Annotated in this window: 11 protein-coding genes; 9 read left to right on the top strand and 2 right to left on the bottom strand. The window is 56.1% G+C overall.

Going from position 1 to position 12698, the window contains the following annotated elements; genetic code table 11:
- Window positions 1–77: 77 nt before the first annotated feature.
- The 3 genes from traF to pspG all read left to right on the top strand — a co-directional run bounded on the left by traF (window position 78) and on the right by pspG (window position 2845).
- Window positions 78–1388 carry a conjugal transfer protein TraF gene (gene traF / locus APU11_RS24735; RefSeq protein ID WP_020686628.1) on the top strand — a complete coding sequence of 437 codons (1311 nt, stop codon included), beginning with the start codon at window positions 78–80 and terminating at the stop codon, window positions 1386–1388.
- Between the two features lie 82 nt (window positions 1389–1470).
- Window positions 1471–2466, top strand: coding sequence for a tRNA dihydrouridine(20/20a) synthase DusA (gene dusA / locus APU11_RS24740; RefSeq protein ID WP_013095060.1), 996 nt, complete (start codon window positions 1471–1473; stop codon window positions 2464–2466).
- Between the two features lie 136 nt (window positions 2467–2602).
- Window positions 2603–2845 carry an envelope stress response protein PspG gene (pspG, locus tag APU11_RS24745; protein ID WP_013095061.1) on the top strand — a complete coding sequence of 81 codons (243 nt, stop codon included), beginning with the start codon at window positions 2603–2605 and terminating at the stop codon, window positions 2843–2845.
- A gap of 184 nt (window positions 2846–3029) precedes the next feature.
- Here the strand turns inward: pspG and APU11_RS24750 are convergent, their stop codons facing one another.
- Window positions 3030–4013, bottom strand: coding sequence for a quinone oxidoreductase (locus APU11_RS24750; protein WP_013095062.1), 984 nt, complete (start codon window positions 4011–4013; stop codon window positions 3030–3032).
- 60 nt (window positions 4014–4073) lie between these two features.
- Here APU11_RS24750 and dnaB point away from each other — a divergent pair, with 60 nt between their 5' ends.
- The 6 genes from dnaB to APU11_RS24780 all read left to right on the top strand — a co-directional run bounded on the left by dnaB (window position 4074) and on the right by APU11_RS24780 (window position 9717).
- Entirely contained in the window at window positions 4074–5486 is a 1413-nt protein-coding gene (dnaB, locus tag APU11_RS24755) for a replicative DNA helicase (protein WP_013095063.1), read from the top strand.
- 16 nt (window positions 5487–5502) lie between these two features.
- Window positions 5503–6582 (top strand): alanine racemase, encoded by a 1080-nt coding sequence (gene alr, locus APU11_RS24760; RefSeq protein ID WP_013095064.1) that lies wholly within the window; start codon window positions 5503–5505, stop codon window positions 6580–6582.
- A 125-nt stretch (window positions 6583–6707) separates the two neighbouring features.
- On the top strand, window positions 6708–7901 hold the full coding sequence (gene tyrB / locus APU11_RS24765) for an aromatic amino acid transaminase (protein WP_038418465.1): 1194 nt from the start codon (window positions 6708–6710) through the stop codon (window positions 7899–7901).
- A gap of 217 nt (window positions 7902–8118) precedes the next feature.
- Entirely contained in the window at window positions 8119–8832 is a 714-nt protein-coding gene (aphA, locus tag APU11_RS24770; RefSeq protein WP_013095066.1) for an acid phosphatase AphA, read from the top strand.
- A gap of 112 nt (window positions 8833–8944) precedes the next feature.
- Window positions 8945–9361: a secondary thiamine-phosphate synthase enzyme YjbQ gene (locus tag APU11_RS24775; RefSeq protein ID WP_013095067.1), complete on the top strand. Its 417-nt coding sequence runs from the start codon at window positions 8945–8947 to the stop codon at window positions 9359–9361.
- 2 nt (window positions 9362–9363) lie between these two features.
- Window positions 9364–9717, top strand: coding sequence for an MmcQ/YjbR family DNA-binding protein (locus tag APU11_RS24780; RefSeq protein WP_013095068.1), 354 nt, complete (start codon window positions 9364–9366; stop codon window positions 9715–9717).
- Between the two features lie 3 nt (window positions 9718–9720).
- On the opposite strand, the gene uvrA is transcribed toward APU11_RS24780, so the two are convergent.
- Complete coding sequence (gene uvrA, locus APU11_RS24785) at window positions 9721–12543, bottom strand: excinuclease ABC subunit UvrA (RefSeq protein ID WP_013095069.1); 2823 nt, start codon at window positions 12541–12543, stop codon at window positions 9721–9723.
- Between the last annotated feature and the right edge of the window lie 155 nt (window positions 12544–12698).

The following is a 12698-nucleotide window of genomic DNA, read 5'->3' on the forward strand; positions in this document are numbered from 1 at the left end:
TTCACAGCAATAGTTCGTTCCTGTTTGGGTGATAACAAACAGGGTGATGTTATTAACGACAATAAGACGAGCATACTGTGAAAAAACATTTTAAATTTTCGGTGGTTAGCATCGCTGTCTCCCTGTTTATGGCAAATCAGGCGGGAGCAGCCAATACCTGGACAGAATCACGTAGCGACGCAATGGGTGGCACGGGCGTCGCTTCGGGCAGCTATGGCAGCGGGGCGTTAATCAACCCTGCGTTGTTGGCAAAGGCGAAACCGGACGATGATGTGACGGTTATTTTACCGTCCGTCGGCGTGCAGGTGACGGATGAAGACAATCTTCAGGATGAGATTGATACCATCAACGATAAAATCAATCACTATAAGGATGTGGTTGATAGCCTGACCCCCATCGAAGTGATTACCAACCCGCTGGGCTCAATCGATCAGTTCCAGGGAGCGGCAAAAGATCTTGCCGATGAACTGGACTATCTCAAAGGCAAAACCGCACGCGCTACGGCGGGCGCGGGGATTGCGGTGAGTATCCCTAACGATGTGCTCTCCGTGGCCTTTATGGCGAAAGGCTATGCCCACGGGCGCGTCAGCTCTTCCATCGATCAGCAAGATATTGATTATCTGCGCAGTATCCAAAACAGCGATGCGGTGGCGGCGGGCGTGGCACTGGATGCGGCGCTAAACGGTACCGATCAAATCACGAAAAACCTTAACTCTACAGCGTCTGGCCGGGCGGCAATTGTCTCCGATTATGGTGTTGCCATTGCCCGTCAGTTCGATCTGGGTGGCGTCCCGGTTTCCCTTGGCGTCACGCCAAAACTGCAGAAAACCTGGATCTACAACTACACCACCTCAATTTACGATTACGACAGTAACAAGTGGAACGACAGCCGCTACCGGAAAGACGATACCGGCTTTAACGTGGATGCCGGTATCGCGGCCGATTTCGGCGAGCACTGGACGGTCGGCGTGAGCGGGCAAAACCTGATGTCGCGCGATATCGACACCAAGGACATTCGCATCCGCAACGGGCGCACGGGGGAAGTGGTGAGCTATAAAGACACCTATCAAATCCGTCCGCTGGTGACGGCCGGTGCCGCCTGGCACAACGATCTGGTGACCCTGACCGCCGATGGCGATCTGACAGAAACCAAAGGCTTTAAAAGCGAAGATACCTCGCAGTATGTTGGCGTAGGTGCGGAAGTGACGCCGCTGAGCTGGCTGGCCGTGCGGGCGGGTTATCGTGCCGATATGAAAGGGAATGACAGTAACGTCTTTACTGGTGGTGTCGGTTTTGCACCGTTTAACACGGTCCACGTCGACCTGATGGGGCTCTACGGTGAAGATGAAACCTGGGGCGCAGGGGCGCAGTTGAGTATGACGTTCTAAAGGGCACCGGAGGCGTTGCGCCTCCGGCTTTTCTTTATGCTATAGTAGCGCCCCTTTTCCACCAGATGCTTAAAACTTCGCCATGTCGTCAGAACACCAGACTGCCTTTCCCGCACACCGTTTCTCCATTGCGCCCATGCTCGACTGGACGGACAGACACTGCCGCTATTTCCTGCGCCAGCTCTCCCGCCATACGCTGCTGTACACCGAAATGGTCACCACCGGTGCAATTATTCACGGTAAGGGCGACTATCTGGCGTACAGCGAAGAAGAGCATCCGGTTGCCCTGCAGCTGGGGGGCAGCGATCCGGCTGCGCTGGCGCACTGTGCGAAGCTGGCAGAAGAACGTGGCTACGACGAAATTAACCTTAACGTTGGCTGTCCGTCCGATCGCGTGCAAAACGGCATGTTCGGCGCCTGTCTGATGGGGAACGCACAGCTGGTAGCGGACTGCATCAAGGCGATGCGTGATGTGGTCTCCATTCCGGTGACGGTGAAGACCCGTATCGGTATTGATGACCAGGACAGCTACGAATTCTTGTGTGATTTCATCAATACGGTTGCCGGAAAGGGCGAGTGCGAGATGTTTATCATCCATGCGCGTAAAGCCTGGCTCTCTGGCCTTAGCCCGAAAGAGAACCGCGAAATTCCGCCGCTGGACTACCCGCGTGTGTATCAACTGAAGCGGGACTTCCCGCACCTGACCATGTCGATCAACGGTGGTATCAAGTCGCTCGACGAGGCCAAAACACATCTGGCGCATATGGATGGCGTGATGGTCGGTCGCGAGGCATATCAGAATCCGGGTATTCTGACGACGGTCGATCGCGAGATCTTCGGCGTTGAAGGCGCAGACACTGACCCGGTTGCCGTGGTGCGGGCCATGTATCCGTACATTGAACGTGAGCTGAGTAACGGCACTTACCTTGGCCATATCACGCGTCATATGCTTGGCCTGTTCCAGGGGATCCCGGGCGCACGCCAGTGGCGTCGCTATCTGAGCGAGAACGCGCATAAAGCTGGCGCGGATATCGAAGTGCTCGAACAGGCGCTACGCCTGGTTGCTGATAAACGATAAATCTCGCTAAAAATTCGTCAAATTCACCACGCTCCGCACAGCCTTGCGGGGCGTTTTGCTTTTATAACAACACGTTAGTGTTGGCATGGATCTTGTAATGGTTGCGACATCATTCGGGAACTCGTGGGAGAGAACCATGCTGGAACTGCTTTTTGTGATTGGCTTTTTTGTCATGCTGTTAGCCACCGGCGTGTCGCTGCTCGGCATTCTGGCAGCGCTTGTGGTGGCGACAGTGGTCATGTTTATTGGCGGATTATTTGCCCTGACGATCAAACTTCTGCCGTGGCTGCTGCTGGCCGTTGCGGTGGTGTGGGTAATACGGGCGATTAAATCACCAAAACTGCCCACTTATCAGCGTAATAACCGCTTTCGTTACTAAGGTATTGAGGGGTTCGTCACATACCTGCAACTTTTCCGGCGGCATTGCTTAGAACGGAATAGGATTTACTTATCGAATCTGTCACTATGGCTGCCGCTAAAGAATTCATCGAGCTGTACCCTACATACAGCCGAACTAAAAAAAGAAAGGGCTTCCTCAGGGAAGCCCAATTTCTTTTATGGGATCAGGGAATTAACAGACTTGACCCCTGCGTTGACCGGCTCTCCAGCACCTCATGCGCACGTTGCGCATCGCTTAGCGCGTACTTCTGCGCATCTGCCACATCCACTTTGATGACCCCGCTGGCAATCAGCGAGAACAGTTCGTTACTGGCTTCGAGCAACTCTTCGCGATTGGTGATGTAGCCCTGCAGGGATGGACGAGTCACATACAGCGAGCCTTTCTGGTTCAGAATACCCAGATTCACACCGGTCACCGCGCCTGACGCGTTACCGAAGCTCACCATCAGACCGCGGCGCTGCAGGCAGTCCAGAGACGCTTCCCAGGTATCTTTCCCTACCGAGTCATATACCACGCGCACTTTTTTGCCGCCGGTTACCTCTTTTAAGCGTTCAACGATGCTCTCTTCCCGGTAGTTAATCACCTGCCAGGCGCCGGCCTGCAGTGCGCGCTGGGCTTTTTGCGCGCTCCCCACGGTGCCTATCAGTTTTGCGCCTAACGCTTTGGCCCACTGGCAGGCGATGAGCCCTACGCCGCCCGCAGCCGCATGGAACAGGAACTGCTCGTCGGGTTTGATTTCATAGGTTTTGCGCAGCAGATAATAGACCGTCAGCCCTTTAAGGAAGGAGGCCGCGGCCTGTTCAAACGAAATGGCATTGGGCAGGAGGGCAACTTTGTCAGCCGGAACGTTGTGCACGGAGCTGTAAGCGCCCAGCGCCGATTGCGCATACACCACGCGATCGCCTTCTTTAACATGCTTAACGGCGCTGCCCACTTTGCTGACCACGCCCGCCGCCTCGGTACCCAGACCGCTCGGCAGTGACGGCGGTGGATAAAGACCGCCGCGAATATAGGTGTCGATGTAGTTAATGCCGATGGCTTTATTTTCAACCTGCACTTCATTTTCGCCAGGCGCGGCGGGGGTAAACTCCACCGCGTTGAGTACGTCAGGGCCACCATGCTTGTGAAATTCAATACGTGTTGCCATGCTTCCTCCAGAATGTGGTAATCTTTCGACCCACTCTTTATCTCGGTAACTCCATTCACTATGGCAGGAAACAAACCCTTCAACAAACAGACTGAACCTCGTGAGCGTGATTTTCAGGTCGCCGGGTTAAAAGTCCCGCCGCACTCGATTGAAGCGGAACAGTCGGTGTTGGGCGGTTTAATGCTGGATAACGAGCGCTGGGACGACGTCGCCGAGCGCGTCGTGTCCGACGATTTCTACACCCGCCCGCACCGCCACATCTTCACCGAAATGGCGCGCCTGCAGGAGTCTGGTAGCCCGATTGACCTGATTACGCTCGCGGAATCGCTGGAGCGGCAGGGGCAACTGGACAGCGTTGGCGGTTTTGCTTATTTAGCAGAACTGTCGAAAAACACGCCAAGTGCAGCGAACATTAGCGCTTATGCGGACATCGTTCGCGAACGCGCCGTTGTTCGTGAGATGATCTCGGTCGCGAATGAAATCGCCGAAGCGGGCTTTGATCCGCAGGGTCGCACCAGCGAAGACCTGCTCGATCTCGCGGAATCCCGCGTCTTTAAAATCGCTGAAAGTCGCGCCAATAAAGACGAAGGCCCGAAAAACATCGCCGATGTGCTCGATGCCACCGTCGCCCGTATTGAACAGCTCTTCCAGCAGCCGCACGATGGCGTAACCGGAGTTAACACCGGCTATGACGATCTCAATAAGAAAACCGCAGGCCTGCAGCCGTCGGATTTGATTATCGTCGCCGCGCGTCCGTCGATGGGTAAAACCACCTTTGCGATGAACCTCGTCGAAAACGCGGCGATGTTGCAGGATAAACCGGTCTTAATCTTCAGTCTGGAGATGCCATCTGAGCAGATCATGATGCGTTCTCTGGCGTCGCTTTCTCGTGTGGATCAGACCCGTATCCGTACTGGTCAGCTCGACGATGAGGACTGGGCGCGTATCTCCGGCACCATGGGGATCCTGCTGGAAAAACGTAACATCTATATCGATGACTCCTCCGGCCTGACGCCGACAGAAGTGCGCTCCCGTGCACGCCGTATCGCCCGCGAGCATGGCGGTATTGGCCTTATCATGATCGACTACCTTCAGCTGATGCGCGTGCCGTCGCTCTCCGATAACCGTACGCTGGAGATTGCGGAAATTTCCCGCTCGCTCAAGGCATTAGCCAAAGAGCTGCATGTGCCTGTCGTGGCGCTCTCGCAGCTTAACCGCTCCCTGGAACAACGTGCCGACAAACGCCCGGTCAACTCCGACCTGCGTGAATCCGGCTCCATCGAGCAGGATGCCGACTTAATCATGTTCATCTACCGTGATGAGGTTTATCACGAGAACAGCGACCTGAAAGGGATCGCCGAAATTATTATCGGTAAACAACGTAACGGCCCTATCGGTACGGTACGTCTGACCTTTAACGGACAGTGGTCGCGTTTCGACAACTATGCCGGTCCTCAATATGATGATGAGTAATTTCTAAGGAAATCAAATGCAAGCGGCAACTGTTGTGATTAACCGCCGCGCTCTGCGACACAACCTGCAACGTCTGCGTGAACTGGCTCCTGCCAGTAAACTTGTTGCAGTCGTGAAAGCGAACGCTTACGGACACGGTCTTCTTGAGACCGCGCGAACGCTCCCCGATGCCGACGCCTTTGGCGTTGCCCGTCTTGAAGAAGCCCTCCGTCTGCGCGCGGGGGGGATCACCCAACCGATTTTGCTGCTCGAAGGCTTTTTTGAGGCTGCAGACCTGCCGACCATTGCAGACCAGCATCTGCACACGGCGGTACACAACGAAGAACAGCTTTCCGCCCTCGAAACCGCTGAGCTGAGCGAGCCAGTCACCGTCTGGATGAAGCTCGACACGGGCATGCACCGTCTGGGCGTACGTCCGGAACACGCGCAGGCGTTTTATCAGCGTCTGTGCCAGTGCAAAAATGTCCGCCAGCCGGTAAATATTGTCAGTCATTTTGCCCGGGCTGATGAGCCTGACTGCGGCGCTACTGAACAACAACTCGACATCTTTAACACCTTCTGCGAAGGCAAGCCGGGGATGCGCTCTATCGCGGCCTCCGGTGGCATTCTGCTGTGGCCGCAGTCGCACTTCGACTGGGCGCGTCCGGGGATTATTCTTTACGGCGTATCGCCGCTGGAGAACAGACCCTGGGGGCCGGACTTTGGCTTCCAGCCGGTGATGTCCCTGGTGTCTAAGCTGATTGCGGTGCGTGAGCACAAGGCGGGGGAACCGGTGGGTTACGGCGGCACCTGGACCAGCGCGCGTGACACCCGGCTGGGTGTGGTGGCGATGGGGTATGGCGACGGTTATCCACGTGCTGCGCCGTCCGGTACGCCGGTTCTGGTCAATGGCCGCGAAGTGAAGATTGTCGGTCGCGTGGCGATGGACATGATTTGCGTAGATCTCGGCCCCGATGCCCAGGATAAAGCGGGCGACGATGTGGTGATGTGGGGTGACGGTTTGCCCGTCGAACGCATCGCGGAAATCACGAAAGTGAGTGCTTACGAACTAATAACGCGCCTGACATCAAGGGTGGCAATGAAGTACATCGATTAAACTGCTGTGAATGCCGGGGGGCAGCGTTGCCTGACCCGGCATGGAACAGGTTAAACGCTCGATCTTCTGTCATATCCGGTTTATTGTTGAATTCCCTGCCTCATCGAATTCCGGAGAACCATCGCGTGTTTCAGAAAGTTGACGCCTACGCCGGCGACCCCATTCTCTCCTTAATGGAGCGTTTCAAAGAAGATCCTCGCAGCGACAAAGTGAATCTCAGCATTGGTCTGTATTACAACGAGGACGGCATTATTCCTCAGTTGAAAGCCGTTGCTGAAGCGGAAGCGCGTCTTAACGCCGCCCCGCACGGTGCTTCTCTTTATCTGCCGATGGAAGGGCTCAATACTTACCGTAACGCCATCGCGCCGCTGCTGTTTGGTGCCGATCACGCGGTGCTCGCACAAAAACGTGTTGCAACCATCCAGACCCTGGGCGGTTCAGGTGCGCTTAAAGTGGGTGCGGACTTCCTGAAAAAATACTTCCCGGATTCAGGGGTATGGGTCAGCGATCCCACCTGGGAAAACCACGTGGCGATTTTTGAGGGGGCCGGCTTTAAGGTGGCGACCTATCCATGGTTCGACAGTGAAACCAACGGCGTGCGCGTTGACGCGCTGCTGGAAAAACTGAATACCCTGCCAGAGCGCAGCATTGTGCTGCTGCACCCGTGCTGCCACAACCCGACCGGGGCAGATCTCACCAACGCCCAGTGGGATGCGGTGATTGAGGTGCTGAAAGCGCGCAACCTGATCCCCTTCCTCGACATCGCCTATCAGGGCTTTGGCGCAGGGATGGAAGAAGATGCCTATGCCATCCGTGCCGTGGCCAGCGCCGGGCTGCCTGTTCTGGTCAGCAACTCGTTTTCAAAAATCTTCTCCCTGTACGGCGAGCGCGTGGGTGGCCTCTCTGTGGTGTGCGAAGACGCCGAAGCGGCAGGTCGCGTACTGGGGCAACTGAAGGCGACCGTGCGCCGCATCTACTCCAGCCCGCCAAACTTTGGCGCGCAAGTGGTGGCGACCGTGCTGGGAGACGAACAGCTAAAAGCCAGCTGGCTTGCAGAAGTGGAATCCATGCGTAAGCGTATTCTGTCGATGCGTCAGGAGTTGGTTAACGTGCTGAAAGAGGCCGTACCGGGGCATAACTTCGACTATCTGCTTAAACAGCGCGGGATGTTTAGCTACACCGGGCTGAGCGCCGCACAGGTTGAACGTCTGCGCGAAGAGTTCGGCGTCTACCTGATTGCCAGCGGACGTATGTGCGTGGCGGGTCTGAATGCCAGCAACGTTCATCGCGTGGCGCAGGCATTTGCTGCAGTAATGTAAGTACTTACTCACCATCCCTCTCCCCGTGGGAGAGGGCCGGGATGAGGGCATCAGGCCGCACAAACAGGTTGCCCGGCATTCTGTGATCTTCTTCTTTTTATCCAACCTCATAAGCAAAAACTCCTTCCCTTCATCTCCCGCTGGGGTTATGGTCGGATAGATTTTTGACCAGTCGCTCAAATTAAAACGATAACAAACTGAATATTCAGGGGAAAATATGCGCAAGATCACACTGGCGCTCAGCGCCGCCTGCTTATTGTTCTCGCTTAACAGTACGGTCGTCGCGCGCGCTTCCGCACCGACGCCGCTTTACACCGGCACTACCGCCGCTATTCTGGCTGAACAAGCCCCCATTCACTGGGTCTCTGTAGCCCAGATTGAAAACAGCCTGATGGGCCGCCCGCCAATGGCTGTGGGCTTTGATATTGACGATACCGTCCTCTTCTCCAGCCCCGGGTTCTGGCGCGGTAAAAAAACATACTCACCGGACAGCGAAGCGTATCTGAAAAACCCGGAATTTTGGGAAAAGATGAACAACGGCTGGGACGAATTCAGCATCCCGAAAGAGGTGGCCCGCGCGCTTATCGCCATGCATGTAAAACGCGGCGACAGCATCTACTTCGTTACCGGACGCAGTCAGACCAAAACGGAAACCGTCTCTAAAACCCTGCAGGATGATTTCCTGATCCCGGCGGCCAGCATGAACCCGGTGATTTTCGCGGGTGACAAACCGGGACAAAACACCAAAACCCAGTGGCTGGAGCAGAAACATATCAAAGTCTTCTACGGTGATTCAGACAACGATATCAGCGCCGCGCGTGATGTGGGAGCCAGAGGGATCAGGGTGTTACGCGCCTCAAACTCGACCTATCGCCCGCTGCCAATGGCCGGGAAGTTTGGCGAAGAGGTCATTGTGAACTCAGAGTATTAAATCGTTGGCGGCGAGTTTGGCTCTTTTTTAATCAAATCTCGTCGCTGCGGGTTTTACCTTTCGTCTTCTTGCTGCACACTTAGAAAGATTCACTTTCATAACGGAGCAGCACATGTGGTACCAACAAACCCTGACCTTAAGCGCTAAACCTCGCGGATTTCACCTGGTGACGGATGAAGTTATCGGGCAGATCCGCGATCTGTCGCGCGTCAAAACGGGTTTGCTGCATCTGCTGCTTCAGCACACGTCGGCCTCTCTCACGCTTAATGAAAATTGCGATCCCACCGTCCGGTCTGATATGGAGCGGCATTTTCTGAAAACCGTTCCGGACAACGCCTCCTACGAGCATGACTATGAGGGGGCGGACGACATGCCTTCGCATATCAAATCTTCTCTGCTGGGCGTATCGCTAATGCTGCCGGTACACAACGGGCGGCTTCTGCTGGGAACATGGCAAGGGATCTGGCTGGGAGAACATCGCATTCACGGTGGTTCGCGTAAAATTATCGCAACGCTACAAGGGGAATAAAGATGACAATTTCGGAGCTACTGCAGTACTGCATGAGTAAGCCAGGCGCGGAGCAGAGCGTTCACAGCGACTGGAAAGCCACGCAGATTAAAGTGGGAGATGTGTTGTTTGCGATGGTGAAAGAGGTGGAAGGCCGCCCGGCGGCGTCGCTTAAAACCAGCCCGGAGCTGGCGGAGCTATTACGTCAGCAGCACGACGACGTCCGGCCGAGCAAACATCTGAACAAAGCGCACTGGAGTACGGTCTATCTCGACGGTTCACTCCCGGGGTCGCAGATTTACTACCTGGTGGACGCGTCTTATCAGCAGGCGGTTGAGCTGCTGCCGGAAGCGACCCGACAGCAACTCTCCGTGTGACAATTACAGCAACGGTTTAAGGAAGCGCGCGGTGTGCGAGGCTTCGCACTCTGCAACGGTCTCTGGCGTACCGGAGACGAGGATTTCACCGCCGCCGCTGCCGCCTTCCGGGCCGAGATCGACAATCCAGTCCGCGGTTTTAATCACGTCCAGGTTGTGCTCAATGACCACAATGGTGTTGCCCTGATCGCGAAGCTGATGCAGAACGTCGAGCAATTGCTGGATATCTGCAAAGTGCAGACCGGTGGTCGGCTCATCGAGAATGTACAGTGTCTGCCCGGTTCCGCGTTTGGATAGCTCACGCGCCAGCTTCACGCGCTGCGCTTCACCTCCAGAGAGCGTGGTCGCTGACTGCCCCAGACGAATGTAGGTCAGGCCTACGTCCATCAGCGTCTGCAGCTTACGCGCCAGCGCAGGAACGGCATCAAAGAACTCGCGCGCCTCTTCGATGGTCATGTCCAGCACTTCGTGGATGGTCTTGCCTTTGTACTTAATCTCCAGCGTTTCACGGTTATAGCGTTTGCCTTTGCACTGGTCGCACGGCACGTAGATATCCGGCAGGAAGTGCATCTCAACCTTGATCACGCCGTCGCCCTGACAGGCTTCACAGCGGCCGCCGCGAACGTTAAAGCTGAAACGTCCTGGCGTGTAGCCGCGCGAACGCGCTTCCGGTACACCGGCGAAGAGTTCACGGACGGGCGTGAAGACGCCGGTATAGGTCGCCGGGTTGGAACGTGGCGTACGGCCAATCGGGCTTTGGTCGATGTCGATAACTTTATCGAAATGCTCCAGCCCCTGAATGTCGCGGTACGGTGCAGGTTCGGCCAGCGTCGCGCCGTTCAGCGCCGTCTGCGCAATCGGGAACAGCGTATCGTTGATCAGCGTCGACTTACCGGAACCGGATACGCCGGTGATACAGGTAAACAGCCCGACGGGCAGCGTCAGCGTCACGTCTTTCAGGTTGTTGCCGCGAGCGCCGGTGAGCTTCAGCACTTTTTCCGGGTTCGCCGCCACGCGCTGTTTCGGCACTTCAATTTTGCGCTTGCCGCTCATGTACTGGCCGGTTAACGACTCTGGCACCGCCATGATGTCTTTCAGAGTACCTTCCGCGACCACCTGGCCGCCGTGCACGCCCGCGCCCGGGCCGATGTCGATCACATGGTCGGCAGCACGGATAGCATCTTCGTCGTGCTCGACCACAATCACCGTGTTGCCGAGGTTACGCAGATGAATAAGCGTTCCGAGCAGACGCTCGTTGTCGCGCTGGTGCAGGCCGATGGACGGTTCGTCCAGGACATACATGACGCCCACCAGGCCCGCGCCAATCTGGCTGGCCAGACGGATACGCTGGGCTTCACCGCCGGACAGTGTCTCTGCGGAGCGGGAAAGCGTCAGGTAGTTCAGGCCGACGTTCACCAGGAATTTCAGACGGTCGCCGATCTCTTTCAGCACTTTTTCGGCAATCTTCGCACGCTGGCCGGAGAGCTTCAGGTTGTTGAAGAAGTCCATTGCGTGACCGATGCTCATGTCTGAGATGGTCGGCAACGCCGTGTTTTCGACAAACACGTGGCGCGCTTCGCGACGCAGACGCGTGCCCTCACAGGTGGCGCAGGAGCGGTTGCTGATAAACTTCGCCAGCTCCTCGCGCACCGCGCTGGATTCGGTCTCTTTGTAGCGGCGCTCCATGTTGTGCAGCACCCCTTCGAACGGGTGGCGACGCACGGAGGTATCGCCGCGATCGTTCATGTATTTGAACTCGATGTTCTCTTTACCGGAACCGAACAGGATCACTTTGTGCACGTTCGGGCTCAGGCTGGCCCACGGCGCCTCCACGTCGAACTTATAGTGCTCTGCCAGCGATTTAAGCATCTGGAAGTAGTAAAAGTTACGCTTATCCCAGCCACGGATCGCACCGCCAGCCAGCGACAGTTCAGGATTCTGGATCACGCGGTCCGGGTCAAAATACTGCTGTACGCCCAGGCCGTCGCACGTCGGGCAGGCTCCCGCCGGGTTGTTAAAGGAGAACAGACGTGGCTCCAGCTCACGCATGCTGTAGCCGCAAATCGGGCAGGCAAAGTTGGCGGAGAAGAGCAGTTCTTCCGCGTTCGGGTCGTCCATATCGGAGACCACCGCCGTACCGCCAGAGAGTTCCAGCGCGGTTTCAAAGGATTCCGCCAGACGGGTCGCCAGATCGTCACGCACTTTAAAGCGGTCAATCACCACTTCGATGGTGTGTTTTTTCTGCAGCTCCAGCTTCGGGGGATCGGACAGGTCACACACCTCGCCGTCGATACGGGCGCGGATATACCCCTGGCTTGCCAGGTTTTCCAGCGTTTTGGTGTGCTCGCCCTTACGCTCTTTAATGATTGGGGCAAGCAGCATCAGGCGTTTGCCTTCTGGCTGCGACAGCACGTTATCCACCATCTGGCTCACGGTCTGCGCCGCCAACGGCACGTCGTGATCCGGGCAGCGCGGCTCTCCTACGCGGGCATACAGCAGACGCAGGTAGTCATGAATTTCGGTAATGGTACCGACCGTTGAACGCGGGTTGTGGGAGGTGGACTTCTGCTCAATAGAGATAGCAGGCGAAAGCCCCTCGATATGGTCTACATCCGGTTTTTCCATCAATGACAGGAACTGGCGCGCATACGCAGAGAGTGATTCAACGTAACGGCGCTGTCCTTCGGCATACAGGGTGTCGAAAGCCAGTGAGGATTTGCCAGACCCCGAAAGCCCGGTCACGACGATGAGTTTGTCGCGAGGGATTATGAGGTTGATATTCTTGAGATTGTGGGTGCGGGCGCCCCGAACTTCGATCTTATCCATTCACCTTTCCCGGTTGGAACACGGATTGCCTGGTTTGTTTGAAGGACAAACGGCTGTCAGAAACGGCTAATTATGACACAATTTAACCTGTTTGAATATACAGTATTGGAATGCATTTTCTGAATAGCTGTGTAACAATGCCGAGTTCGCGAGAG

It is taken from the genome of Enterobacter sp. 50793107 (assembly GCF_001463365.1).
GTDB lineage: Bacteria > Pseudomonadota > Gammaproteobacteria > Enterobacterales > Enterobacteriaceae > Enterobacter > Enterobacter cloacae.